Annotated in this window: 20 protein-coding genes and 7 pseudogenes; 12 read left to right on the top strand and 15 right to left on the bottom strand. The window is 64.8% G+C overall.

The genetic code is table 11. The features are described 5' to 3' along the window. The 4 genes and pseudogenes from RHBS_RS07240 to RHBS_RS07225 form a co-directional block, all read right to left on the bottom strand. Positions 1-531 (bottom strand): carboxyl transferase domain-containing protein (locus tag RHBS_RS07240; RefSeq protein ID WP_272913849.1); only part of this gene is annotated, 531 nt, incomplete at its 3' end. After that, a complete protein-coding gene (locus RHBS_RS07235; RefSeq protein WP_128645249.1) occupies positions 528-1,676 on the bottom strand; it encodes an acyl-CoA dehydrogenase family protein in 1,149 nt (382 codons plus the stop codon). The genes RHBS_RS07235 and RHBS_RS07240, both read right to left, overlap by 4 nt. Further along, positions 1,673-3,364: pseudogene (locus tag RHBS_RS07230) on the bottom strand (acyclic terpene utilization AtuA family protein). The gene RHBS_RS07235 and the pseudogene RHBS_RS07230 overlap by 4 nt, the downstream one beginning before the upstream one ends. Then, positions 3,361-4,173 carry a TIGR03084 family metal-binding protein gene (locus tag RHBS_RS07225; RefSeq protein ID WP_128645248.1) on the bottom strand — a complete coding sequence of 271 codons (813 nt, stop codon included), beginning with the start codon at positions 4,171-4,173 and terminating at the stop codon, positions 3,361-3,363. The pseudogene RHBS_RS07230 and the gene RHBS_RS07225 overlap by 4 nt, the downstream one beginning before the upstream one ends. A 112-nt stretch (positions 4,174-4,285) precedes the next feature. On the opposite strand from RHBS_RS07225, the gene RHBS_RS07220 reads away from it, so the two are divergent. From RHBS_RS07220 to RHBS_RS29695, 4 genes and pseudogenes are all read left to right on the top strand, one after another. Beyond that, a complete protein-coding gene (locus tag RHBS_RS07220; protein WP_237669070.1) occupies positions 4,286-5,338 on the top strand; it encodes an endonuclease/exonuclease/phosphatase family protein in 1,053 nt (350 codons plus the stop codon). A 7-nt stretch (positions 5,339-5,345) separates the two neighbouring features. Further along, on the top strand, positions 5,346-5,744 hold the full coding sequence (locus tag RHBS_RS07215; protein WP_128645247.1) for an ASCH domain-containing protein: 399 nt from the start codon (positions 5,346-5,348) through the stop codon (positions 5,742-5,744). A gap of 97 nt (positions 5,745-5,841) precedes the next feature. Beyond that, positions 5,842-6,768: pseudogene (locus tag RHBS_RS07210) on the top strand (DUF222 domain-containing protein); the annotation flags it as partial. Between the two features lie 218 nt (positions 6,769-6,986). Continuing rightward, on the top strand, positions 6,987-7,454 hold the full coding sequence (locus RHBS_RS29695; RefSeq protein ID WP_128645246.1) for an HNH endonuclease signature motif containing protein: 468 nt from the start codon (positions 6,987-6,989) through the stop codon (positions 7,452-7,454). An 85-nt stretch (positions 7,455-7,539) separates the two neighbouring features. On the opposite strand, the pseudogene RHBS_RS07200 reads toward RHBS_RS29695, so the two are convergent. Both RHBS_RS07200 and RHBS_RS07195 read right to left on the bottom strand, forming a co-directional pair. Then, positions 7,540-9,623 (bottom strand): annotated as a pseudogene (locus tag RHBS_RS07200) (ArnT family glycosyltransferase). A 102-nt stretch (positions 9,624-9,725) separates the two neighbouring features. Continuing rightward, positions 9,726-10,040, bottom strand: a pseudogene (locus tag RHBS_RS07195) (sortase domain-bontaining protein); the annotation flags it as partial. Between the two features lie 312 nt (positions 10,041-10,352). Here RHBS_RS07195 and RHBS_RS07190 point away from each other — a divergent pair. Further along, positions 10,353-10,943 (top strand): TetR/AcrR family transcriptional regulator C-terminal domain-containing protein, encoded by a 591-nt coding sequence (locus RHBS_RS07190; RefSeq protein WP_237669068.1) that lies wholly within the window; start codon positions 10,353-10,355, stop codon positions 10,941-10,943. On the opposite strand, the gene RHBS_RS07185 is transcribed toward RHBS_RS07190, so the two are convergent. From RHBS_RS07185 to RHBS_RS07175, 3 genes and pseudogenes are all read right to left on the bottom strand, one after another. Next, positions 10,897-11,613: an alpha/beta fold hydrolase gene (locus RHBS_RS07185; protein WP_128645244.1), complete on the bottom strand. Its 717-nt coding sequence runs from the start codon at positions 11,611-11,613 to the stop codon at positions 10,897-10,899. The genes RHBS_RS07190 and RHBS_RS07185 overlap by 47 nt on opposite strands. 95 nt (positions 11,614-11,708) lie before the next feature. Continuing rightward, positions 11,709-13,401: pseudogene (locus tag RHBS_RS07180) on the bottom strand (MDR family MFS transporter). A 106-nt stretch (positions 13,402-13,507) separates the two neighbouring features. After that, positions 13,508-14,787, bottom strand: a pseudogene (locus tag RHBS_RS07175) (nitrate/nitrite transporter). 126 nt (positions 14,788-14,913) lie between these two features. On the opposite strand from RHBS_RS07175, the gene aroQ reads away from it, so the two are divergent. From aroQ to RHBS_RS07150, 6 genes and pseudogenes are all read left to right on the top strand, one after another. Further along, entirely contained in the window at positions 14,914-15,348 is a 435-nt protein-coding gene (gene aroQ / locus RHBS_RS07170) for a type II 3-dehydroquinate dehydratase (protein ID WP_187298408.1), read from the top strand. A 149-nt stretch (positions 15,349-15,497) separates the two neighbouring features. After that, positions 15,498-15,938 (top strand): annotated as a pseudogene (locus RHBS_RS32120) (DsbA family protein); the annotation flags it as partial. Between the two features lie 91 nt (positions 15,939-16,029). Continuing rightward, complete coding sequence (locus RHBS_RS32115; RefSeq protein WP_374700550.1) at positions 16,030-16,212, top strand: DsbA family protein; 183 nt, start codon at positions 16,030-16,032, stop codon at positions 16,210-16,212. A gap of 19 nt (positions 16,213-16,231) precedes the next feature. Then, positions 16,232-16,819 carry a vitamin K epoxide reductase family protein gene (locus tag RHBS_RS07160; RefSeq protein WP_128645241.1) on the top strand — a complete coding sequence of 196 codons (588 nt, stop codon included), beginning with the start codon at positions 16,232-16,234 and terminating at the stop codon, positions 16,817-16,819. A gap of 145 nt (positions 16,820-16,964) precedes the next feature. After that, on the top strand, positions 16,965-18,497 hold the full coding sequence (locus RHBS_RS07155) for a bifunctional lytic transglycosylase/C40 family peptidase (protein WP_128645240.1): 1,533 nt from the start codon (positions 16,965-16,967) through the stop codon (positions 18,495-18,497). Between the two features lie 36 nt (positions 18,498-18,533). After that, positions 18,534-19,325, top strand: a complete 792-nt coding sequence (locus tag RHBS_RS07150; protein WP_374700548.1) for an acyl-[acyl-carrier-protein] thioesterase — start codon at positions 18,534-18,536, stop codon at positions 19,323-19,325. Here the strand turns inward: RHBS_RS07150 and RHBS_RS07145 are convergent. From RHBS_RS07145 to RHBS_RS07120, 6 genes are read right to left on the bottom strand one after another with little or no spacing between them, the layout of a single operon-like run. After that, complete coding sequence (locus RHBS_RS07145; RefSeq protein WP_237669067.1) at positions 19,229-20,698, bottom strand: AMP-binding protein; 1,470 nt, start codon at positions 20,696-20,698, stop codon at positions 19,229-19,231. The genes RHBS_RS07150 and RHBS_RS07145 overlap by 97 nt on opposite strands. Continuing rightward, positions 20,670-21,335 carry an energy-coupling factor transporter transmembrane protein EcfT gene (locus tag RHBS_RS07140; RefSeq protein ID WP_128645239.1) on the bottom strand — a complete coding sequence of 222 codons (666 nt, stop codon included), beginning with the start codon at positions 21,333-21,335 and terminating at the stop codon, positions 20,670-20,672. The genes RHBS_RS07145 and RHBS_RS07140 overlap by 29 nt, the downstream gene beginning before the upstream one ends. Next, on the bottom strand, positions 21,332-22,012 hold the full coding sequence (locus RHBS_RS07135) for an energy-coupling factor ABC transporter ATP-binding protein (RefSeq protein ID WP_128645238.1): 681 nt from the start codon (positions 22,010-22,012) through the stop codon (positions 21,332-21,334). The genes RHBS_RS07140 and RHBS_RS07135 overlap by 4 nt, the downstream gene beginning before the upstream one ends. A 10-nt stretch (positions 22,013-22,022) precedes the next feature. Continuing rightward, the gene (locus RHBS_RS07130; protein ID WP_237669066.1) at positions 22,023-23,156 is read right to left on the bottom strand and encodes a thiolase family protein; all 1,134 of its coding nucleotides are present in this window, start codon (positions 23,154-23,156) and stop codon (positions 22,023-22,025) included. Next, positions 23,153-24,280, bottom strand: a complete 1,128-nt coding sequence (locus RHBS_RS07125; protein ID WP_128645237.1) for an AMP-binding protein — start codon at positions 24,278-24,280, stop codon at positions 23,153-23,155. The genes RHBS_RS07130 and RHBS_RS07125 overlap by 4 nt, the downstream gene beginning before the upstream one ends. Further along, a complete protein-coding gene (locus RHBS_RS07120) occupies positions 24,277-24,828 on the bottom strand; it encodes a biotin transporter BioY (protein WP_237669065.1) in 552 nt (183 codons plus the stop codon). Before RHBS_RS07120 ends, RHBS_RS07125 begins: the two co-directional genes overlap by 4 nt. Positions 24,829-26,246: 1,418 nt before the next feature. On the opposite strand from RHBS_RS07120, the gene RHBS_RS07115 reads away from it, so the two are divergent. Next, positions 26,247-26,465: hypothetical protein (locus RHBS_RS07115; protein WP_145977485.1), on the top strand; the 219-nt coding region annotated here is incomplete at its 3' end.

Below are 26,465 nucleotides of genomic sequence, written 5' to 3'. Positions count from 1 at the left end.
GGCGATCGTGGGGATGCCCGCCGCCGAGAGCTGCGTCAGATCACGGAACATGCGACCACCCGGGATGAACACCTCCTTCTGCGTCGGCAGATCGGCTCCACCGGATTCGACCAGGGAGATCACCGGAAGCCGGTTCTGCGTGGCGATGTCGTTGCCGCGGAAACCCTTCTTCAGCGTCCACGGGTTGCTGGCTCCGCCGCGGACCGTCGGATCGTTGGCCACGATGAGGCACTCGACTCCGCACACGACGCCGATACCCATGACGGTGCTGGCCCCGACGGGAAAGTCGCTGCCCCAGGCCGCGAGTGGGCACAGTTCGAGAAATGCCGAGTCCTCGTCGATCAGCAACTCGATGCGTTCACGTGCCAGAAGCTTGCCGCGCTTCTTGTGTCGCTCGACGTACTTCTGACCGCCACCGAGCAGAGCCTTCGAGTGCTCGGCGTCGATCTCGCCGAGTTTGGTGTTCATCGCCTCGACGCTTCCGGTGTACTGCTCCGATGCGGTGTCGAGGGTGGACTTGAGCACGCTCATGCCTGGTACCCCAATCGTTTCGCTGCCAGCCCGGTGAGGATTTCGGTGGTACCGCCGCCGATGCCGAGGATGCGCATATCGCGGTACTGCCGCTCGACCTCGCTCTCACGCATGTAGCCGAGCCCGCCGAAGAGCTGTACCGCCTGATTGGCGACCCACTCTCCGGACTCGACGGCGGTGTTCTTCGCGAAGCAGACCTCGGCGATGAAGTCGTGCTTCTCAGCCAGGGACCTCTCGACGAGGGATCGCGTGTAGACCCGCGCGATGTCGATCTTGCGAGCCATTTCGGTGACGGTGTTCTGTACGGATTGCCGTGCGATGAGCGGCTTTCCGAAGGTCTCGCGATCGCGGACCCACTGCAGAGTGAGATCGAGGCATCGCTGAGCGCTGGCGTAGGCCTGAGCGGCGAGAGCGATGCGCTCGGCGAGAAATGCCTGCGCGATCTGCGCGAAGCCGCTGTTCTCGGCACCGACGAGATTGGCGACGGGGACGCGGGCGTCGACGAACGACAGCTCCGCGGTGTCCGATGCGCGCCAACCCATCTTGTCGAGCTTGCTCGTCACCTCGAACCCGGGTGTGCCCTTCTCGATAACGAGCAAGGAGACACCGCCTGCGCCTTCGCCTCCGGTACGGACCGCAGTGACGACGAAATCAGCTCGGCACCCCGAGGTGATGTACGTCTTGGATCCGTTGACGACGTAGTGATCGCCGTCCTTGACCGCCTTCGTCCTGAGGTGGCCGACGTCCGAACCGCCACCGGGCTCGGTGATCGCCAGCGAGCCGATCTTCTCCCCCGCCAACGTGGGCTCGACCCACTTCTCGATCTGCTGCCGATCACCGGCAGCAATCAAGTGCGGCAACGCAATTCCGCAGGTGAACAGCGATGCGAACAAGCCACCCGACGCGCCTGCCTGATGCATTTCCTCGCAGATCACGACCGCGTCGGCCAGATCCCCGCCGCTGCCACCGACCTCCTCGGGAAAGCCGGCTCCGAGCAGACCGAGAGCCGCCGCCTTCTTGTGCAGATCACGCGGAATCTCGCCGTCGGCTTCCCATTGATTCATGTGCGGTGCGATGTCGTGTTCGACAAAGCTGCGCACGGTCTTTCGAAGCTGCTGACGCTCCGGCGTCGTCCAGATACTCATACGAGTGCTCCCTTGTAAGCGAGGGTTTCGGGAATGTCGATGTGCCGCGACCGCAGCCACTCACCGAGCCCCTTGGCCTGTGGATCGAATCGGGCCTGCGATGCGACGCCCTGGCCGAGGATGCCCTCGATGACGAAGTTCACGGCCCGCAGATTGGGCAGAACGTGGCGGGTGACGGTGAGCGGCTCGGCCTCGGGCAGCATCTGCTTCAGAGTCTCGACAGTCAATGCGTGGACCAGCCAGGCGAATTCGTCGTCGGTGCGAACCCAGACCCCGACGTTGGCGTTGCCGCCCTTGTCGCCGCTTCGGGCCGCGGCGATGGTGCCGAGCGGAAGCCTGATGGTCGCTTCGGCTGCTCTCGGAGCAGGCAGCGCCGGTTCTTCCACGGGCTCCAGAACCTGCGTCTGCTGCGACGGAGCCACGGAAGTTTCGGTCCCGTCGGCCAGGTGCGCGGTGTGCGGTACCTCGCTGCGTCGACGAAGCCTGCCGTGAACACTCCGTACGGCGCACCGTTTCCGGGTGGCGCGGTCACCGAGAAGCCGGGATAGCTGGCCAGTGCCAGTTCGACTGCTACCGCTGAGAACTGACGTCCGACGGCGTCGGGGTTGCTGTCGCGAGCAACACAGCGCAGCAGCGCGCTGGCCGTCTCTTCGGTCGCGGCGTCGGGCTTGTCGGTGCGGACCAGGGTCCAGGCCAGCTCGGCGGGCCGCGCAGGGAGCCAGGACTCGAATTGCCGTTGCGCCAGTTCTGCTTTGGCCTCGATATCGAGACCGGTGAGCACCATGGTGAATTCGTTGCGGAACCCGCCGAGCGAGTTGAGGGAAACCTTGTAGGTGGGCGGTGGAGCTTCGCCGGTCACGCCGGTGATGGACACCCGATCGCTGGACTCCTGCGACAGGATCGCCGAATCGATGCGCGCGGTGACGTCGGGGTTCGCGTAACGCCCGCCGGTGATTTCGTACAGCAGCTGAGCGGTCACGGTACCGACGCTGACGGCACCGCCGGTGCCTCGTGCTTGGTGATGACGGACGAACCGTCGGACTCGATCTCGGCGATGGGGAACCCGGGACGAGCCATGTCTGCGATCTCGGTGAAGAAGGAGTAGTTGCCACCCGTCGCCTGTGTTCCGCATTCGATGACGTGCCCGGCGATCACGGCCCCGGCCAACGCGTCGTAATCGGTGGGAGTCCAGCCGAAGTGGGCTGCCGCAGGTCCGACGATGACGCTGGCGTCGGTTGCGCGCCCGGTGACGACGACGTCTGCACCGGAGTTCAGGCATTCCACGATGCCCCACGCGCCGAGGTAGGCATTCGCGGTCAGCGGGTTACCGAGCCGAGTTCGGCCGCTCTGCCGAGAAGGTCGTCGCCGTCGACGTAGGCGATCTTCGCGCCGGAGTCCAGCTTCTCCAACGCCTCGGCCAGGCCTCGGGGATTGAGTCCGCCTGCGTTGGCGACGATCTTGACACCCTTGTCCAGGGCCAAGCCCAGGCAGTCTTCTGCTTGCCGCAGAAAGGTTTTGGCGTAACCACGGGTCGCGTCCTTCATACGATCGCGGCCGAGAATGAGCATCGTCAGCTCGGCGAGGTAGTCGCCCGTGAGGTAGTCGAGTTCGCCGCCCTCGAGCATCTCGCGCATCGCAGACAGCCGGTCTCCATAGAAGCCGGAGCAATTGCCGATTCGTACTGTCATGCTTTCGCTCGTCCTGACTGTGGTCGTCCGATCCCGGGAGGGCCTGCGAAGGCTTGGGCGATGGTGAGCCAGTGCGCGGCATCGGTTCCCTCGGCGTGGATGCCGAGGTCGTCGCGGTGAGCGCGCTGGGTGACGAGGAGGCAGAAGTCGAGTGCGGGACCGCTCACCCGCTGGTCGGCGTTCTCGGGTCCCCAGGTCCAGAGCTCTCCCGACGGCGCGGCGAGCTCGACTCGAAACGGTTCGGTGGGCGGAGCCTGCTGGTTGACCGCGTAGGCGAAATCCCTTGTGCGGACGCCGATGTGCGCGACTCCGCGGATTCGGTCGGTGGGAACGCGGGTGACGCCCACCGCGTCGGCGACATCCTGACCGTGCGCCCAGGTCTCCATCAGACGCGCTGTGGCCATGGACGCCGCACTCATCGGGGGGCCGAACCAGTCGATCTTGGTCCCGGACGGCACCTGCATCAGCGCGTCCGTCATGGCGGTGCGTCGGGTTCGCCATTCGCTCAGAAGGTTCGGGTTACGAGATTCTTCTTCGGCGGCCTCGTCGACGAAGCCGGTGGGGTTCTCCCATGCCTTCTTCAGAATGAGAGCGAACTCCTCCTTGGCCTCGGTATCGCCGGACGCTGCGGACGTAGTTCGCTCCGCGACGTGGTCGGTCCAGGAAAGATGCGCGATCTGATGCGCGACGGTCCAGCCCGCGGCCGGTGTCGGTGCCGCCCATTGTTCCGGAGTCAGCTCGGCCACGAGTGCATCGAGGTCGTTGCCCTCGGCGCGGAGGTCGTCGACGAGAAGGTCGAGGTCTGCCATGAACCCAGCTTCACAGGAGGCTCCGAAAAAAGCAAGCACGCCTGCTTGTTAATTCGTAACCTCGTGTTCGCTTGCCGTCTCTACGGTGACGAGCGTGAGAATGTCGAGACTCGTGGCCATCACCGTTACCCTCGCCGCCATGGCCGCCGGTTGCTCCTCGTCCGACCCTGATGCCGACCGACTCGAATCGGTCACGACGCCGATACGAGTGGCGACATTCAACGCCAGCCTCAATCGGCCGGTGGCCGGGCAGTTGGTGACCGATCTGACCGGCGAGAATGCCCAGGCTCGGGCTGCGGCGGATGTGATCGCCGCGAACTCACCGGATGTGTTGCTGGTCAACGAGTTCGACTATTCGGGCGACGACGCAGTGGCCTTGTTCAACGACAACTACCTCGACGGGCAGTACCCGCACTCCTTCACTGCACCGGTGAACACGGGCGTCGATTCGGGACTCGACCTGGACCGGGACGGCGAGCTCGGCAGACCGGGCGACGCCTGGGGGTTCGGTCAGTTCCCGGGCCAGTACGGAATGGTCGTGTACTCGAAGTTTCCGATCGCGACCGATTCGGTACGCACGTTCCAGAATTTTCTGTGGAAGGACATGCCGGATTCGCTGTTGCCGCGCGACTACTACGGCGACGTGTCCGACCGGCTTCGACTGTCCAGCAAATCGCACTGGGACGTGCCGATCGATGTGAACGGGAAGACGTTGCACGTGCTTGCGTCGCATCCCACTCCCCCGTCCTTCGACGGACCCGAAGATCGCAACGGCAAGCGCAACCACGACGAGATCAGGCTCAGTGCCGACTACATCTCGGGCGCGGACTACCTCTACGACGACAACGGTGTGCGCGGCGGGCTGGAGGACGGAGCATCGTTCGTCATGATGGGAGATCAGAACAGCGATCCGGTCGACGGCGATTCGGTTGCCGGTGCCATCGCGCAGGTCCTCGACCATCCGCGGGTTCAGGATCCGGCACCCGCCTCGACTGAACACGGCACGGACACAGCCGATTTCGCCGACCCGACGCCGGGCGACCTGCGCGTGGACTACGTGTTGCCCTCGGACGATCTGACGGTGATCGATTCGCAGGTGTATTGGCCGAATCAGGCCGAGCATCCGTCGGACCATCGACTGGTGTGGGCCGACATCGAAATATGATGGGTGCGTGACCGATCTACCGATTGTCGAATTCGCTTACCCCGGCCCCCTGCGGGACGCCCTGGTCGCGGCCGTTCTTTCCGGCGAGAAGACCAGTACAGCAAGCCTGTTGGCGCAGTATGCCGACGAGGAGCTGCCGAGAGTCGGCGAACGCGGCGCAATGGTGGATTCGGCGGGTGTCGTGGTGGGAGTCATCGAGACTGCTGCGGTCGATATCGTTGCGCTGAAGGACGTTTCGTTGCGCCACGCCCTCGACGAGGGTGAGGGGTACATCGACGTTGCGCAGTGGCGGGCTGGGCACGAGAGGTTCTGGCAGTCGGCGGAGGTCCGCGAAGAACTGGGCGATCCGCACTTCACCGTGAACGACGACACCCAAGTAGTACTGGAGCGGTTCTCGCTCGTGTGACCGCGCGCCCTGACCCGGCGTCAGGGTCAAGACTTCGTGTCGGTGGGTCGGTGTATAGGCGCGTGCACGTCGATTCTGTTTCACCGCAACACTATTGGTGTTGACGGAGGTGTCACATGGGCGTACTATCGAACGCACGTTCTACTTTTTGTTGGACCATCTGCCGGGGGGCGATGACACAGTGACCACATCGACGCGCAGTCGGTTCGCGGCCTATCTCGGCCCACAATCGAAGCCGTACATCGACAGCGCAGTGCTGGGCGAGCTCCGCGACGTCGCGATTCTGGAGAATCAGGCGTGCGCTCACAAGGTCGCTCTGGCCGCCGCCATCTGGGATACGTGTATTCATCAGAACGTCCTCGTCGGTGATGTCATTCAGGACGCGGGCAACTATGCGGCTTCCGAAATTGCGCACGTTCTTGGTTGCTCGAAGACCGTCGCGAACACGTATGCCGAGGTCGGTACGGACCTTCGACTTCGGCTTCCTGCCGTCGCAGCCGCGTTCGAGGACGGGGAACTCGATCTGCCTCGCGTCCGCGCGATATATCGCTGCACCCACAACCTGACGCAGGACGCGGCGACGGCCGTCCAAGGCGAGGTTCTGTGCGCTGCGCGACGCCTGTCACCGGGCCCGCTGGCGACGGAAATCTGGTCGATCATGTATCGCATCGTGCCCGAGCAGGCTGCCGCTCTATGCAAGGACTTGGAACGGCACACCAACGTCACGTACACCGACAAAGATGTGTTGTCGACGCTGAAGGCCGACCTCACCGCGGCCGACGCCGCAGCTGCCTGGCAACTCATCAACGAGATGGCCGCCACCGTCTGTCGGCGCGATCCACGTATCCGAGGGCAGAAGCGTGCGGCCGCGTATGTTGCTCTGCTGTATCAGGAGTCTTGCATGGCATGTATGTGCGAACCTACCGAGGAAGACCCGTGCACGGCCGATACCTCACACCCGGATCGGCGTGCGCCGCTGACGGTGATCACGGTCGGCCTCGCCACGCTCGCCGGTCTGCTGTCCAATCCTGCTCACCTGTCCGGGCACGGCACCATCGATGCCGAATACGCCCGGGAACTCGCCGGCCCCCGCGGGCGCAGCAGTCCGCACAAACACCGCGAAGCAGCTGTGTCACCTCGCCGTATCGCGGCACCTACACCTTCGTTGCCGAACTCGAAGCCGCGATTGCCGCAGATCCCGCACTCGGGCTCGCACTGCACCCGGACGGGCACGGCGGTCTTGTGCTGCCACCACCCGGAGCGCTCGTCTATCGGCCCACTACTGCACTTGCAGAACGTATTCGGTATCGCGATCGCACCTGCCGACATCCTGGCTGCGACGTACCGGCCCAGCAATGCGAGATCGACCACATCGTTCCGTATTTCCATCGCAACCCCGCGACCGGAGGATCGACAATCGACACCAACCTGCACTGCCTGTGCCGCTACCACCACAGCCTCGAGACCAAGGGCCTGTGGACTCCTGTCATGCTCGCCGATGGTGTCGAGCTCTGGATCTCCGATGCCGGCACCACCGCAGTCACCGTTACAGGCACGACGCAACTCGCGGACTCCAGCCACCTGCCGAAGATCCACTCGAAGCCGAGAGGGACAGCGCATCAGCGTGATTCGTCGACTTCTACGCCGGCGGAACCACACCCGACCCCGATGCCCACCTCGGCACCCGAGGACGAGCCACCGCCCTTCTGACCGAGCCCGAGAAGTGCACACAGGCGTTCCGCCGCAGTCGAATGTGTCTGCGGCGGAACAACTGTGCCTGTCAGATTCGCGGGCGTCAGCCTGCGTAGGTACTCAAGTCGTACACCGTCGCGCCGCCGACCGTGGTGGCCGTGAAGTTCGCCTCGACCCATTGCTGGATCTGCGAGGACGTACTCTCCGAGTCGCCGCCCATTCCCCCACGCGCCATACCGCCACCCATCCCGCCGGAGACGTAGTACGTCACTTCGTGGTTGGAGACGTACTCGATGAACTCGTCGAGCGACGGCGCAGGATCATCGCTCCAACCGCCGATTGCCATGACCGCAGTATCGGACGACAACTCGTACCCCGCAGCCGACATGGAACCGTTCACCGCAGCAGACCATTTCGTCGTCGTCGACTCGAGCAGAGCCGACAACTCCTCGTTGGACTCACCGCCCATACCGCCACCCATGCTGGGCATGCCGTCCGTGTCGCCCGTACCGCCGTCACCGCTGCCGAATCCAGCCGGCAGGTCCGCCGCAGCCGCAGCACCGTCCGGGACCGCAGCACCGTCCGGGACCGCAGCACCGTTCGGCATTCCACCGGGCGGCATTCCACCGGTAGGCATTCCGCCACCCATGCCACCCATCCCGCCGTCGCTGACTGCACCGGTAGGACCTGCGGTCGGAACCGACCCGCTGTGCGCGTTGGTAGTCGTAGCGATGGCGTACGACGCCCCTCCGCCCAGACCTGCCACGGCACCGAGAATCAGTGCTGCCGCCGTGAGCTTCGTGTAGCGCCCGGCAATCAGGACCACAACAGCAGCGACGACGGTTCCCACCAACAGGATCCATTTCAACGCCGGCAGCCAGTCCACGTTGCGCTGCAACAACACCCAACTCCAGATCCCGGCCGCGATCATCATCGATGCCATGCCGGCTCTGCCCCAGACTGATTCGCGTCGGAGCCACAGCGCGTACCCGCCCGTTCCGATCATCCCGGCGAGAGCCGGAGCCAGCGCTACGGTGTAGTACGGGTGGATGGTTCCGGACATGTAGCTGAAGATCAGCGCCGTCACGAGGAACCAGCCGCCCCACAGGATCATCGACGCCCGCAACAGATCGGTCCGTGGTGCTCGCCCACGAGCTATCAGCCGAATACCAACGCCACCAGCGCAGCCGGGATGAGCCACGAGATCTGAATTCCCATCTCACTGCCGAACAGTCGATCGAGACCGGTCGACCCACCGAAGCTCGATCCGGCAGCACCAGCCCGCATTCCGGCCGGAGCCTCCATCCCACCACCACCGGTGTTACCGAAGATGCGTCCGAGACCGTTGTACCCGAGCACCAGATCCATCACGGTGTTGTCGGTGGACCCGCCGATGTACGGTCGGGCACTCTCCGGCCACAGCTGAACCGTCAACACCCACCACCCCGCAGCGACGATCAGCGCCGCGAATGCGCCGACGAGATGCAACAACCGGGCCCGTAACTGTGCCTGTCCTGCAACGAGATACGTAAGACCGAACGCCGGCAACACCAGCAGCCCCTGCAACATTTTCGTCAGGAACGCGAATCCGAGGGCCACGCCGGCGAAGGCCAGCCACATCGCGGCACGACGTCCGGTTGCTGTCTGCAGAGACCGCACGACGAAGTAGCCGCCGAGCGTCATGAGGAGAACCAGCAGCGCGTCGGGATTGTCGAAGTCGAACATCAACGCTGCCGCCGGAATCGACGCCAGGGTGAAGCCGGCGAGCAAACCGGCCGTTGGGTTCGCGACGCGCTTGACCGCGGCGTACACCGTCGCCACCGAGGCGACACCCATCAACGCCTGCGGCAGAAGCAAGCTGAAGCTCGAGAACCCGAAGAGTCGCGCCGACAGTCCCATAACCCACAGTGCTGCGGGCGGTTTGTCGACGGTGATGAAGTTCTCGGAATCGAGCGATCCGAAGAACCACGCCGTCCAGTCCTTGGTGCCTGCCTGCACCGCAGCGGCGTAGAAGGTGTTCGCGTAGCCACTTGCCGTCAGATTCCACAGGTACAGCGTCGCTGTGGCCGCGAGCAGAACCAGCAGCCCGAGCAGGTGCCGGCGTCGGTACCACCACCTGTCCTGCCAGGACGGCTGGCGGGCGTGCGACGGAGGCATCGCGGCCGGTCGGTCGAGTTGGGCAGTCATCGCAGATCCTGTTCGTCGAAGTTGTCGACTACGAGAATGTGCGATGGACCGTCGGCCGGGCTGGGAGCAGCCTGCGAACTTGCTGTGAGCGAAAGAGCCCGCTCAGACGCGATCGGCGTACACGACGATATTGTCGTCGTAACTCGAGATGTCCGAGTCGAATTGGCCCCCACAGGTGATCAAGCGCAAGCCGGGGTGGTCGATGTCTCCGTAGACCTTGTCGGTGGGGAACGCATCCTTCGGATACTGCTCCACCGCGCTGACGACGAATCGGACCGTGTTGCAGTCCTGGCTGACGACGGTGACATCGTCGCCCTGTTCGAGATCACGGAGCCGGTAGAAGACACCGGGGTTGCCGCCCCAATCCACATGCCCCGCAACGATCGACGGTCCCAGTTGCCCCGGAACCGGCGACCCGGTGTACCAACCGCCGCAACTATGAGTTTCCCCGCATCTCTACGGTGTAGAGCTACAGCGCACCACGTGTAGCATCCCGAATCAAGCGAAAAGTGTTGCCGAACAACAAGTTTGTTTGCGGCTACTTACCGGTCGGTCTACTGCTGTACGAAAGGGGTGCCAGCCGATGTCCACAACAGACCGATTGGGCCCACACTCCAGGGGCAAGATCAACCGCGAGTACGTGGTGTCGGCCGCGCTGTGCATCGTCGATCGCTCCGGATCGACAGCCTGTCGATCCGGAGCCTCGCGGCGTCGATCGATCGCGATCCGATGACCGTGTACCGGTACCTCCCGACCAAGGAGGCACTACTCGACGCCATCGCCGATTCGATCCTCAGTCCGCTCGTGACGGTCGATGTGACCGATGCCGATTGGCAGCGACAGCTGCGAGTGTTCGCTCGGCACTATCGCTGTCTCGCACTCGAGCATCCGCACGCGGTAATTCTGCTGTGCACCCGCCCTCATCGAACGCCGCTCGGACTGGGCACCACGATGTCTTTGAGGTCACTCGAAAGCGTGCTGGCGTTGCTGGTCAACGCAGGATTCACCGCACCCGAGGCGTTGTCGACCTATCGGCTGCTCAAGTCCTTCCTCCGCGGTCACCTGCTGAGCGAGACTCAGGAAATGCCCGAGAACCCCGACGAGACCGGCGACCGCCTCAGCCTGGCGTTGCGCCGACTACCCGTGGACGAATTTCCGATGCTGTCCACTCTGCCGCCGCTCATCACCGCGTACGACGGTGCCCACGAACTCGAGTGTGGCCTGGACGTCCTGTTCGCAGGTCTCGTGCGCACCGTTGTTCCGGCCGAGACCGTCACGCCCGCCGAATCGGCGCGAAAGTCTGGACTGAGTCTCGAGTGAGGAAGTCCAGCAGGATCGCGTTGCACAGCGCAGGCTTCTCTACCAAGAGCCCATGGGAAGTGCCCGGCACGATCGACAGTTCGGCGACCGGCGCGCTGCGATAGAACTCGGTGGCGTGCTCGATGCTCACCTCGTCGTCGTCGCCGATCATCACCAGCGTGCGGACCGACAGCCCGGCCAGCATCTCGGGCGTCAGGGCCGGATCTGCGCTGTGCATGTCATCGAGCCTGCGCACGAAATCGCTTCGCTCGGTCTGGCCGGACATTCCACCGCCCCAGCCGTCGCGGTGGAACACGCTTGCCACGCAGGCGAGGCGCTCCACCAGATCCGGTCTCTCCAATGCGACGAGCAGGGCCACCACGCCGCCGTCACTGCACCCCGCCAGCTTCGTCGGTCCGCCGACCACCTGCTCGATGAACGCGATGGTGTCGGCGGCCATATCCGCAAACGTCAACGCCGTCGACAGTCCGGGCCCCTCGACATCGGGGGTTCGGCCGTGGCCCCGACGCTCGGGGGTGTACACCCGCATCGTCGACGCCAGGCCGGCGACGGTGACGTCGAGCGCCCGCGCGTCGACACCACCGGGGTGCAGAAACACCACCGGCTCACCGTCGCCGACCTCCGCGTACCAGGTCTGTACCGGCCCCAGCTGTACCCAGCGGTCTGTCATGAAACTCCCATACGCACCCGGATCCACCAGCGGCGGCCTCGCCCGGCTACCTGTGCAGACCTGCGCGTCGCCCGAAACTCACCGGAGGGCCCCGATCAGACCAGACCGGGCCCCGCCTCGTTCGCTCGTTCTTCGTCTCGTTCCTGCTGCGCAGCGGCCAGACCCGACATCGTCCGCAGCGGCACTTCTTTCAAGAAGAGCACCAGCACGAATCCGAGGAGCATCAGGATCGACACTGCCAGGAACACGTAGTCCATGGCGTCGGAGAACCCGATGCGGAACGGCTCGGCAAGAGCCGGTTCGAGCTTCTGGATGAACGAACTGTCCTGCAGTGCACTGCCTGCAACGGAGGCGTCACCCGAGGCGATTGCCTGAGCGAAGCCGGACTGAAGAGGATCGGAACTGGTTGCGGCGCTCTGTACCGCCTGCTGGAACGCCGGGGTCGAACTCGCGGCAACCAACGCGTCACCCGTCTTCGGGGTCAGCTGGGTGAACAGCATGGACAGGAAGACGGCAACGCCCACAGTCGCACCGATCTGTCGGAAGAACGTTGCGGCAGAGGTGGATACACCCATGTCCTTGGGCGGCATAGCGTTCTGGATGGCCAGGGTCAGCGGCTGCATCATCGAACCGAGACCGAGGCCGAACACGCCCATGACGACCATCGTCTGCCACAGCGGGGTGTCGGCGTGTACGTAGTGGAAGACGAACATCGCGATGGCCATCAGTGCCGTACCGACGATCGGAAAGATCTTGTAGCGCCCCGTCTTCGAGATCATCCGACCCGAGACGATCGACGCGATCATCAGGCACCGACGAGGGGCAAGGTCTGGTAGCCGGCCACCGTCGGCGAGGATCCCTTGACCACCTGCAGGTACTGCGGCAGCAGCGAGATGCCGCCGAACATGGCCGCGCCGGCGATGACGCTGACAGCAATACACAACGAGAACAACGGGTTTCGGAAGAATCGCATGGGGATCAGGCGTCGTCGCCCATCTTGATCTCGGCGAGCACGAACGCGATGACGCCGACGATGCCGATTCCGAAGCACAGCAGGGCCCGCGGCGAGCTCCATCCCCACACACGTCCCTGCTCGGCGATGATGAGCAGCGGCACGAGGCCGACGCTGAGAAGTACTGCGCCCCACCAGTCGACGCGCGCCTCGCGGCGATACACCGGCAGGTTCAGTACTCGCCACACCACCACGAGTGCGATGATGCCCAGCGGGACGTTGATGTAGAAAACCCAACGCCAGCCAGTGATTCCGAGGATCGACGACTGCCCGGCGAGCAGTCCACCGACGACCGGCCCGAGCACGCTGGACGTCCCGAACACGGCCAGGAAGTAGCCCTGGTACTTGGCACGTTCGCGCGGCGGGACGATATCGCCGATGATCGCCAGGGCCATCGACATCAGACCACCTGCACCGAGGCCTTGGACGGCACGGAAGGCGGCGAGCTCGTACATCGACGTCGCGATGCCGCACAGCATCGATCCGACGACGAAGATCGAGATGGCCGTCATGAAGAACGGCTTGCGCCCGTACAGGTCGGACAGCTTGCCGTACAACGGGGTCGAGACCGTCGAGGTGATGAGGTAGGCCGTCGTCACCCAGGCCAGAACCGAGAACCCGTTGAGGTCGTCGGCGATGGTCCGGACGGACGTCGAGACGATGGTCTGGTCGAGGGCCGCGAGGAACATTCCCATCATCAGGCCCGACAGGATCGTCATGATCTCGCGATGCGAATACTCGCCGCTCGCGCGCTTCACTTCAGGCTCGGTAACCATCTCTTGAATTCACCTTTACATAGCATTTACTTGTGTCCTACAACGATATTCGGGACACCAGCATGCGCGCAGAACGCCGTCTGTGCAACGAATCAAGGCAGGTGGTCTACTTACGCCTCATTCGGTCGCGCACCTCACGCATCGTGTGCGGGTGAATGCCCTCGGCAGCGAGCACCCGCCGAGTCTTGCGCCGCGTCAACAGAACCCCGGTGATAGCGACGATCCACACCGGGAACTGCGCGAGCAACGCCACCCGGAAACCGTCGAACGTGTAGCCGCCCATCGCGTCGAGAATCCATCCGATCGCCGCGATCACCAACAGCGAAGCCAGGAAGCCGCCGATATTCACCATCCCCTGCGCCGTCCCCAGATTGGCGCTCGGATTGAACGTGCGGGCGTAATCGAACCCGATCACCGATCCCGGACCACCCACCGAGGTCACCACGACGAGCAGCACCAGCAACCACAGCGGCGCGGGCCCTGGCAGCGCCAACACGATCGCCCACATCGTCGCGTTGCTGATCATGATCGCCAGTACCAGCCACGACCGACGCATCGGGTAGCGCCCGGTGAGAAGACCCACCACGATGCCCGACGCCACCGCGGCCAGCACCGATATCGTCAGCAACGCTCCGGCCGTCGATGCCGACAGGCCCTGCGCCGAGGTCAGATACGGCACACCCCACAGCAAGGCGAAGACCGTGATCGAGAACTGGGTGCCCATGTGCGAGAAGAAGCCGAGCCGGGTGCCGGGCCGACGCCACACCTCGGCGATGGAGGCGAGGGTCTGTCGCAGCGTCGTCGGCTCGAATACGGGGGCAGCACCGTCGTCGGGGCGATCCCTGACGAGCGCGAGAACCAGTACGAGGGCGAGGAGCCCGAGTGCCGCTGCGCTGCCGAACGCGAACGTCCAGCCGGGTCCGTTCAACAAAATCAAGAACGGGACCGCGGAGAGCACTTGGCCGAGCTGGCCGAGCAGACCGGTCAGCTGCGAGACGATCGGCACTCGTCGCGACGAGAACCAGCGGGGCACCAGCCGCAGCACCGAGATGAACGTGAGCGCGTCACCGACACCGACGAACGCCCGCGCAGCCACCGCGATGGGGAGCGATTCCGTGAGCGCCAGCGTGATCTGAGCCGACGCCATGATCAGCGCGCCCGCGGCGATCATCTTGCGCGAACCGATGCGATCCAGCAGCACCCCGGCCGGATCTGCATTCCCGCGTACACGATCACCTGCAGCACCACGAACGACGACAGCAGCGACGGCGACACCGAGAACCTATCGGCTGCACTCAGGCCCGCGACGCCGAAGGACGTCCGGTGCAGCACTCCGACGATGTAGGCGAAGACACCGACGCCCCACACCACCCACACTGTTCTCACGCTGTCACTGTTCTCACGCTGTCACTGTTCTCACGCGGTCACTGCTTTCACCGGAACAGTCTCTCAAGGGCTCTGTGAAATGATCGGGCCGCGGTAGTTCGTCGAGTACGGGAAGTGAGTCGAGTCATGGCCGAACAGGTACTGGTATTGAACGGTCCGAATCTGAACATGCTCGGAACCAGGCAGCCCGAGGTGTACGGCGACGCCACTCTCGCCGACGTCGTCACCCTGTGCGAGAAGACCGCCGCCGAGCACGGACTCACCGTCCGGGCCGAGCAGTCCAACCACGAGGGCCAGCTCATCGACTGGATCCACGAGGCCCGTGGGGTGGCGTCGGGCATCGTCATCAATCCGGGCGGGTTGACGCATACGTCCGTGGCACTGCGCGACGCACTCGTCATCCCGGAGGTGCCGATCATCGAGGTGCACATTTCCAACGTGCACGCCCGCGAGGAGTTTCGGCACCACTCCTTCGTCTCCCCCATCGCCAGCGGCGTCATCGCCGGACTCGGGATCGACGGATACCGATTCGCCATCCAACGGCTCGCTTCTCTCATCTGACACTGCCCTCGTCTGACACAGCCCTCATTTGACACTGCCCTCGTCTGACACAGCTCCGATCTGATACAGCTCTCATCCGGCGCTCAGGATCGACTGCCTAGACTGGCCGCGTGAACACGAGCAAGAACGTCTCCAAAGACATCAAGGCCATGCAGAACGGCGACAAGAATCGTCGGACTCTGATCCAGATCGTCGTCGCAGTGGTTCTGATCGCGCTCGTGGCTGCAATCGCACTGTTCATCGTCAACAAGGATTCGACGTCGGGGGATGCATCTGCCGCCGCAGGCTCCGGCGCGTCGACCGGAGCCCAGCTCACCCCCAGCTCGTTGACGGACGACGGTGCCATCCGCTTCGGCAACCCCGACGCCACCACCGTCATCAGCGTCGTCGAGGACTTCCAGTGCCCGGCGTGCAAGAACTTCGAGTCCATCAGCGGATCGACGTTGCAGCAGCTGGCCGCCGCAGGCAATGTCGCCGTCGACTATCGCCCCATCTCCATTCTCGACCGGTTCTCGAACGGAACCATGTACTCGACGCGCGCCGCGAGCGCTGCTGTCTGTGTCGCCGAGAACGACCGCGACAACTGGATGAACTGGCACACCGCCATGTTCGAGCAGCAGCCGTCCGAGGGCGGTACCGGACTGACCGACGACGAGCTCGTCGCGATCGCCGCCGCTGCAGGTGCCGACTCCCCCCGCCGTCGCGTCGTGCATCACCGATGGCAGCTACACCGATTGGGTCACCACCCAGACACAGTCGGTCCTCGGCGAAGGCATCAACGGAACACCGAACGTCCGGGTCAACGGCACCGACATCGCCAACCCGACGCCCGAGAACATCCTCGCCGCCGCAGCCGGTAACTGAGCAGCATCCGATAACCGACATGAGAACCCGCGCAGGTGCCGCAGTTGTCGGCCCAGCTGTCTTCACCCTGTTCAGCGCTCTCGGGTTACTCGCAGCGCTGACGCTGACGATCGAGCGGTTCAAACTGCTCGAGGACGCGTCGTACGTCCCGTCGTGCAGCCTGAATCCGGTGCTCTCGTGCGGGTCGGTGATGGTGACGAAACAGGCGGCGCTGTTCGGCTTTCCGAACCCCATCCTCGGCATCGTCGCGTTCTCCGTCGCTCTCGTCGCCGGGGTGCTGTGGCTCGGCCGCGTCGAACTGCCGCACTGGTTCTGGCTCGGACTGAGCGCTGGCCTGCTGCTCGGCGAAGTATTCGTGCACTGGCTGATCTTCGAGAGCCTGTACGAGATCAACGCCCTGTGCCCCTACTGCATGGTGGTGTGGGCGGTGACGATGCCGTTGTTCGTGCTGGCCCTGAGCCGATTGGTCGGCTCCGGCCCGAACAACGGTGGCACCGTCGGCCGTCTCTTCCTCGAATGGCGCTGGACGCTGCTCGCGGTGTGGTACGCAATCGTCGTCGCGCTCATCGGAATCCGCTTCTCGGATTACTGGGCATCGCTGTTCTGAAAACCTTGTTCTGACAACCCTGGCACTCCTTTTGCGAATCTCATGAGTCGAACGGCTGCACCGTGCATGATGGGTGCAGCACCCGAGTGAGCCTGATCACAGCTACTGGCTCGGGGAAGGTCGTTCGAGTAGCAGGAGTCGATACATGGCAGGCGATCCATTCGCAGTCATCGTTGCCGTCATCGTGTCCGCCGCCGGTGTTGTCGCCGGAACGGACGCCCCGGCTCCGATTCCGGATCAGGCGGTGCAGGATCACGCGGCAGAGATTGCCGCCACCGCCGAAGATCAGGCAACGACGATGAGCGATCAGTGGACCGAACTCTTGGGCACTCTGCCCGAACCTGCCGCCGACATCGCCGACCGCACCCTCTCCGACGCCGCCGAGGGCCTGCATACCGCCGCCGAACCGATGCTCCCCGACCTGCCGACGGTGGAAGACATCGAAGCAGTCGACACAGAAGCCGCCGGCACAGAAGCAGTCGACCCAGAGGCAGCCGCCACCGGGGCAGCGGTGCCGACCGCGCCGGAAGATTCACTGGCCGCCCTCCCCATCGCAGCTGCTACCGGTTCCCCCTCGGCGCCATTGCCGTTCAGTGTGTTCTCGTCGAGTGCGGTGTCCACCACTGCGGCCGCACTCGGTGCCGGTGCCGTTCAATTTGCCGGCCGCACGTACACCGCCGCCGATATCGCCACCCAGACGGCATTCATGGCGTCGGCCGAGGCCATCAGGCGTGCACTGTTTCCGGGCCAACCCGCCACGTTCACCGGGATCAATGTGGGCCCGATCGCTTTGGGTGCAGTGGGAGCCATCACCGCCTTCGTGCCGTGGCTGCAGAAGGCAGGCAACATCTGCGGCGGCGTCAAGGCGACGACGATCGCGGCACTGTATGCCGCCGAGAACGGCTTTCGACACGGCCTCACTGCTCCGGTCTCGAGCACCGGCGCGCAAGGTCCGGGGCAGTTCATGCCCGGCACCTGGGCGACGTACGGCAAGGACTACGACGGCAACGGCGTCACCGACGTCAACAGCATCGGTGATTCGGTGATGGCGTCGGGCACACTGCTGTGCGATATCTACGGACAGGTCGACGGTTGGAAGCGGGAAGGCAGGGTGTCCGGTGACACCTTGGATCTGACCCTGGCCGGATACAACGCAGGCGCGGGAGCGGTACTGCGGTCGGGCGGAATGCCCTCGGGCACATTCGATTACGAGACGCAGACCAAGCCGTACGTCTCTCGCATCCGGGCGACCGAAGCGCAGTTCGCGGCCATCCTCACCCCGTTCGCCGGACTCGACCTCACCGGAATCGGCGGCCGATCGGTGCAGTTGGCGATGGACTACCTGGGACTGCCGTACGTCTGGGGCGGCGGAAACATCAACGGACCGTCCGGTGGCGGATTCGACTGCTCGGGCCTGACGTCGTACGCCCTCTACAAGGCCTCCGGCGGAAAGGTGACCTTGCCCCGCACCTCGGAAACTCAGTGGAACGTGGGCACCGAGATCCCGATGGAGCTCGCGCAACCGGGCGATCTGCTGTTCGGAAACTTCGGACCGGCCGGGCCGGGTCACGTGTCGATCTATATGGGCAACGGGCAGATGGTGCATGCACCCCAACGCGGCGACGTCGTTCGAGTAGCACCGGTGTTCGACGGAATGCGCGCCCGTCACATCGTCTAGCGGTGCACACTCGGCCTGTCCGCGTACAGTGCGGTCGTGACCAATGCACGCGTGGAACCGGCCGGCTTCGACGACGAACTGGCACCGGAGCCGCCTCCCGGTGAGGGCTTCGAGACCAACTGGCCGGTGCGGACGGGCGACATCGATCCGAACAACCGACTGAGGTTCGACGGCGTTGCCCGCTACCTGCAGGACATCGGTACCGACAACCTCGACGCCACTCCCCTGGGCAAGACGGATCCCATGTGGATCGTGCGGCGCACCGTCATCGACGTCTTCGAGCCGATCCATTTCCCGGACCGAGTGCACATGCGGCGTTGGTGTTCGTCGATGTCGACGCGGTGGTCGAACATGCGGGTGGCACTGACGACACCGAAGGGTGGGCGCATCGAGACCGAGGGCTTCTGGATCAACATCAGCAAGGACACCGGAATGCCGACCCGCATCAGCGACGGCGCGCTGGAAATGCTGGCGCGCACCACCGATCAACACCGGTTGCGATGGAAGGCATGGCTGACCGAGCCGGTGCCGGCCGAATCGCCCACCGATCTGCACTTCCCTTTGCGCGCAACCGATATCGACCCGTTCAACCACCTCAACAACGCTGCCTACTGGCACGCGATCGAGGAGTTGCTGGTGGACGTGCCCGAGCTGGCCGCGGTGCCGCACCGCGCCGTCATCGAATACCTGACCCCGGTGCTGGCCAACGAACGTGTCACTCTGCGCCACCGCTACGACGGCGGGGCGCTCACCGTCTGGTTCGTCGTCACCGGAGCATCGGGCGAGCCAACGGTGCGCACCGTCGCCAAGGTTGCCGCCAAAGCCTGACGGTCGAGCTTGCCGCGCGGCGTACGCGGCAGGCTGTCCACTACAGCGAGCACCACCGGCAGGCTTGGGCCCGGCAGCACGGTGCGTAGATGGCGGCGGATCCGCGCCACGGATATCGGATCGTTGTGCGCAACAACAACTCCGGCCGCGGGCTCCTCGCCGGTTCGGTCGTGGGACAACCCGACCACCCCGGCCTCGAGCACACCTGGAACTGCGAGCAAGGCGGCCTCGATCGGAGTCAACTCGACGGTGAGACCGGCCCGGACAATCGTCTCGCTGCCGCGGCCGTGCAAGGTCAGTCGACCGTCTTCGACACTGCCGCGATCGCCGACCGTCATCCACCCGTTTTTGTCCGGCCCGTTCGTCAAGGTGGTGTGGTCTCCCACTCGGCTCAGATAGCCGTCGAACAGCATGTCGCTGCGGACGTGCAGCAGCCCGTCCCTGATCTCGACCTCGACCCCGTCGAACAGCTGTCCGCTGACCTCGGTGCCGTTGCTTTCGATTCGGTCGTAGGAGACGAAACTGAGCTCGGACGCGCCGTAGAAGTGCGTCAGCACTGCATTGGGCAGTACCGCTGCCAGTGCGGCCCTACCCGATTGCGCCCACCGTGCCGCGGACGAGAGCACCTCACGGACACTCGTCGATCGCACTCTCGATCGAGCGATGTCCCAGGCGATGGTCGGGACCGAATACAAATGAGTCGCAGCATCTTCGAGAGCCGCTGTCGGCTCTCGTAGGTCGACCGTCGCCCCGCGGGTGAGCCCGTGCAGTGCGCCGTAGAGGAAGTGCGTGTGATCGAGCGTGCCGGGTGCGGACACCCGATCGCCGCGACGCAGATCGAGCAGGGCATCGGAGCGATCCAGCGTCGCCGCCCACGACGCCTGATTGCGCACGAACAACTTGGGCGGGCCGGTGGTTCCGGACGTGACGCCCACGAGCAACTCGGAATTCGGTGCGGGCGCGGGAATGGTTTCGGTAGGCCCGAGTGCAAGATCATCGGGTGCGAACACGTTGCCTGAACCCCAACCATGCAATCGCGCATGCTGACGCGGATGCGCGGCAATCAGCGAGGGCTTACACACCGCGATGACATCGGCGAATTCCTGAGCCAACAGATGTCGATGCAGCAGAACGACACTGACCCCGGCATGCATCGCCGCGACAACGACCACCAAGGACCCGATATCCGACGTCGGCAGTACCGCGATGCGACGCTTCCCTGCCAATGCGGTTGCCGTGCGTGTCACCCGATCCCAGAAGTCCCGGTAGGTGATTTCACCGGTCGCATCGACGACAGCTGCCTCGGGACGGTCGGAATGCCGCGCTACCCGGGCGGCGAGAAGCTCACTCGTCATCATCTGCACCGTCGTCATCTACACCGTCGTCATCCACACCGTCGTCATCCACACCGTCGTCATCCACACCGCGGGCCACTAGGGCATCACCCATCGCGTCGGCGGTACGGAGGGCGCGCACCAGCACCGGCGTCGCCAGCGCCGTCATCGACCACTGAAGTCCGCGCGCTTTACGGGCTTGCGACACCTCTTGCACGATGGACGCGAGCAGCGGGATGCATCGAATGGCGAGGGCCAAGAGCAGTCCGATGCGATCCGGGTCGACGCCGAAGCGTCGGACGGGGCCGAGCGCCCTGGTGACGGTGTCGAGCATGTCGGTCACTCGGGTGGTGAGGGTGACCAGGGCTGCCAGAGCAACGGAGATCACCAGCACCCCACACACCACCACGGCGCGCTGCCAGGTAGTGATGATCACCTGGAAGACGCCGATGATCAGCAGCATCCACAGCACCGGACGTAGTTGCGCCAGTGCAACTTTCGCCGGGATTCGAGCCACCGCGAACAATGCCGCGACCAGCAGCGCCACCACACCTACTTCGAGCGGAGTGCGCGCGAAGATCACAGTCGCCAGGATCGCGAAGATCAGCGCCAGCAGCTTCGATCCCGGGCTCATCCGGTGCAGCAGCGAGGTGCCGGGCCGGTAGAGACCGATCATCCGATCAGCTCCCGGTAGGCCGGGACCGCGGCAGCGGGGGTGCCGTCGAACGCGATACGGCCGTCGTCGATGACGATGACGCGCTCGAAGCTGTCCAGCAGCGCAAGTTGATGTGTCACGACGATGACTTGCTGGTTCATCGAATCGAGAGCCTGCGCTACGACGCGTCCGTTGCGCAGATCGAGCAGCGTCGTCGGTTCGTCCGCAACGACCACCTCCGGTCGTCGGATGAGGACGGCACCGATCGCCAGCAGTTGCTTCTGTCCACCCGAGAGCAGGTGCGCCGGGTGGTCGCGGTGCTGATCGAGACGGAAGCGGACCAGGATTTCGTCGACGCGGTCCGACACCTCTTTTTTGCTGAGCCCTGATCTACGCAGGGAGAATGCGAGATCCTCTGCGACCGTCGGCATCACGATCTGCGAATCGGGATCGGTGAACACGAAGCCGACCTTCTTGCGAACCTGCGCACCCTTCTTCGCAGCGTCGACGCCGTCGACCGTGACGCGGCCGGTATCGGGCTTGATCAAACCGTTGATCATCCGGGCGAGCGTCGACTTGCCCGAACCGTTGGAGCCGATGATGCCGATGCGGCGCTCGTCGAATTCGAGGTCGATGCTGCGGAGCACCTGCCGTTCCCCGAACGAGTGCGAGATGTTCTCGAACTTGATCGTGCTCATAAACACCCGCTCATGTTGCTCGCTCCACCAGCATCGCTATGCCTTGCCCGCCGCCGATGGCGCAGGCCGCCAGGCCCAGAACCGGGCCCCCTGGTTGCAGCATTCGAGAGGCCAACCGTGTCAGCAGAATTGCGCCCGACGCTCCCCACGGGTGCCCCATCGCGATGGCTCCGCCCTCCGGACAGATGCGGCCTTCGTCGAGGCCCAATTCATCCGAGACCGCCAGCACGACCGACGCGAACGCCTCGGTGATCTCGACGGTGTCGATGTCCTCGAGGCCCACCCCGGTGCGGGCGAGCAGCTTCTCGATCGCCGGCACCGGACCGAGCCCGGGAAGAGCCGGGTCGGACCCTGCGACCGCACTGCCGAGGATGCGCAATGCCGGCATCCCGGCTGCCCGCTCGGCCGTGGTGATGGCCAGAACTGCTGCGCCGTCGGATATTCCGCACGAATTGCCCGCGGTCACCGTGCCGTCGGAGGTGAAGGTGGGGCGCAGCCTGCCGAGCCGCTGAGCGGTCATGTTGGGGCGGATGCGCTCATCGGTTGCGACGTCGTTCACAATGACGATCTCGGCCGAGAAGTCGCAGGCCGCCGCCCGCGCGAACGACCGTGCAGCGTAAGCATCTTGGCGTTCGCGCCCGATACCGCGGATTCGCGCGAGGTCGTCCGCTGCCACACCCATGTCCGGGTCCTCGAAGCCGTGCGGTGCGAACGGCGCTCGGGTGTAGCGGACGGGATCTTGGCCGTCGACCGGCGGCCAGAATCGCCACGGGCTGGTGCTGGCAGATTCGACGCCACCGGCCAGAATCAGCGCTTCGTCGCCGCTGCGGATGCGCGACGCAGCCTGCATGACGGCGTCGAGCCCGGATCCACACTGCCGATCGACGGTGACTCCTGGAACGCCGACACCGAGACCCGCGAGCAGCGACGAGACACGCGCGACGTCGCCGCCGGGACCGAGACAGTTGCCGAGGATCACGTCGCCGATCGAGATGCCCAGTGAGCCGACCTCTGCTGCAACAGCTTTCAGCACCGGTGCGGCAAGGTTCGGGGCGGTGACATCGGCGAAGCCATGCCCGGCGATACCGATTGCCGTACGTTTCGCCGCCACGATGACGGGGACATTCACAGCAGAGATAGTCACTGTAGGGCCCTCCGAGCGATCTTGCCGCTCGCGGTGCGGGGCAACTGCTGCACCACCGTCCAGCGTCGCGGCAGGGCCTCCTTGGCCATTACTGCGCGAGCGTCGGCGCGAACGAGGTCGAGGTGGCGGGTTCCGTCGAGTTCGATGACGGCGGAGACCGTTTCGCCGAGAACCGCGTGCGGTGTGCCGATCGCTGCCGCAGCTCGGACGCCGTCGAGTGCGGTCAGGATGTTCTCCACGTCCTCGGCGATCACGGTGGTTCCGCCCACGTTGATCGCTGCATCCCCGCGGCCGTGGACGAGGAGTTCGGAGCCGTTCAATTCGGCCAGATCACCGACGCCGAACCACCCGCGCGCACCGAGTGCAGCGTACGGCGATCGAACGAACAGGTACCCGTCCTCGGTGCGTGCGTCGACGTCCCGGAGCAGTCTCAGGGACGAGTGTTCGCCCACGACCCTCGCCGCCACCAGCGACAGCTCCGCCGAGCCGTAGTACTCGACCAGCCTGATTTGCTGCGCCGAGATCGCCTGCGCGGCAGCATCGTCGAGGCCGGCACCGGCTGCGACGGCAACCCGCGCACGAGGCATCCGGCGGAGGACGTCACGGAGTACCGCAGGCACCGCATGAACGGCAGTGGCCTGGGCAGGATCGTCGGTGACGCATGCCCCCAGCCACAGTGCGTGCACCGCGGCGAACAGGTGCATCGTGGCGTGCAGCGGTCCGGTGATGAGCACGGTATCGGTGGGGCGAAGACCGGTGATCTCGGTGAACTCGGGGAAGCTGTCGACCCACGACGCGGCAGTGCGAGCGAGCGGTTTCGGGCGGCCGGTGGAACCGGAGGTCGCCACCAGCAGGAACGCGTCGGGACTCGGTTGCACGGCACGTTCCGGTCTGGTGGCCGGGTCCTCGACTCGCACCGCGCTGCCCCGCCTGGCTGCCGCGAAAACGCAGATCAACGCGTCCGGCAGCTCCAATGCTGATGCGTCGTGTGATTGAGCCCCGTGCACCGGGAGGTGGGGCCACTGCTCGACGGCGGCGTCGAGGTCGGCGTAGGTGAGTGTGCGACCACGCCAAACAATGGCGGTGCTGTTGTCGCGACCTCGACCTCCCAGCGTCGGATTCACGCCTTGATCAGGCCCGGGTACGCGCGGTGGACACTCTTGGCGACGACGGTGGCGACGACGACTTTGGCGATGTCACCCGGCACGTACAGCCCGTTGGAGGTGATCGCGGCCCAGACTCCGACGTCGGTTCGCAGGATCAGACCGACGGTGCCGAATACGTAGATGACGAGGATGCCGCCGATCACGTTGATCGCCAGACCGAGCACGATCGAGTACTTCGGCAGGATGCGCGCAGTGAGAAAGCCGATCAAGAATGCGGCTGCGATCCAGCCGATCAGGTAGCCGACGGTGGGGCCGGCCATGGCCTGAAGACCGGTACGCCCGCCGGCCAGCAGCGGCAGACCGATCATCGTCAGGGCAAGGAACACCAGGACTGCGGCTGTGCCCTTGCGAGCACCGAGGATCGCGCCACACAGGACAACGCCGAGGGTCTGCAGGGTGATGGGAACGCCCGAGAACCCGACCGTGATCGATCCCGGCAGGCCGAGCGCGGCGATGAGTGCTGCGAACACCGCGATCTGCGCCATGTCGCGGGCGGAGACGTTCATTCGGCTGACCTTACGGCTCGGCCGGCGAGTACTGCTGTCGACATCTGACACGGGTGGCTCCTCAAGGAGTGGGGCGGTGACCTGCCCCAGAGACTTGAACGGCGTTCAAGGTAGCAGGTGGGTGGCACCGCCCACACCAGCGCGGGATCTCGAATGCGGAAAAGCAACTCTCAGCGATCCAGAATCCGCGCGAACAACCGCTGGGTTCGCGAGCAAAGCCACATCGAAGAGCTGCTTTTTGCGCCGACGAGATCGGCCCTCGATTCGGTCTTGACCGGGAAAATCCGCATTAGTAACCTTTGCGAAATAACGAGTCTGTCAGCGAGCGACTACTCGGCCGATGAAGCGAAATTCGTGTCACCCCTGGGTCAGTCTCAACGCCGGGACTCAATGCTGAACACTCGGGAGTAACCATGAACAACATGGCGTCGAACATCGACTCGGAGCAGCGACGAGCGTTGCTGTCGGTATTAGTACCGTCGGCTGCAGTTGTGCTGCTCGGTGTGGCGTCCTGGCTGATATTCGACTTGGAATCGACACGAGTCATCAATATTGTCTTCTCGGTCGCGGTCGGTGCAGCAACTGTGTCGGGTTTGCTTCTGGCTACTCGTCGCCACCTACACGGCGCTCGCGAGGTTTCGGGGTGCCTCGTCGCCATAGCCGCAATAGCAGCGTTCACGTACATGTTGCCCCGCTGATCGGTCAGAAGGGCGGAGGGTCGTATCGGGTGCGGTCGTATCGGACGCGTGCATGGACGACACGACAGTGTTCGAGGTAGGCCCGCCGCTTCTCCGCCAGCTTTCCTCGGTCGATATCTGTTGCTGCAGAGCGGAATTCGTCGAGAGTCGGCGGTGCACACCCGCTGTACTCGAGCTCCCAGCGGGTGGGTTCGACCGGGCTCACTCCTGGCCGGGACGAGCCCCTTCGCCGTCGGCGGGATAGGCGGGGAGTCGCGATGCACAACTCCGGCAACGTGACTCTGCGCAGACCGAGGGAGTTCGACCACAGAATCGCGCCGCCTGCGAGCATCACCGCCGACCACGCCCCCCGAGGTCTTGGCCTGATGATGGAACACGCACACCGGCTGAAGATTGGTCACGATCGTCCAGCCGCCGCGCTCCGGATCGTCGTGATCGAACGGAACCAGATGATCGATCTGACACCGAGCCGACGGCACGTCGCAATTCGGGAACGTACACGTGCGATACGCAGCCCGAACGAACGCGACGACGCGGGCACCTGGCCGATACGTCACCGCCGACTTCGACGGAGCGGACTCGCCGCCATGACCGTCGGGAAAGATGCCGCGAGCACGCTCGGGCTGTTCGGCGACCCATGCAAGCCACCGCGCGACGAGCCCATCGCGGACAGACTCCTCCCCCAGTAGCGGGACTGCAGGTGGGAGCCAGTGGGCACCTATGAGGCGCACGGACGGAATCTCGGCGGCACCTCGCACCCGACCCATGCCGACCACCCGACGCAACACCGACGGAGCCGACGAGAACGGCCCGAACGGACCCGATACCGAACCCCGGCACATCGCCACTGCGGGAGTCGGCACGGCCGGGGCCGGAGCCGGGATCACCGTTCGACCGCCCGCGGCCGGAGTCCGAACCACCATCGGGGCGTTCCGGGGC

It is taken from the genome of Rhodococcus sp. BS-15, from assembly GCF_000813105.1.
Taxonomy (GTDB): domain Bacteria; phylum Actinomycetota; class Actinomycetes; order Mycobacteriales; family Mycobacteriaceae; genus Rhodococcoides.
Note: the sequence above shows the minus strand (reverse complement) of the source record. Positions and strands in the feature narration are given on the sequence as shown.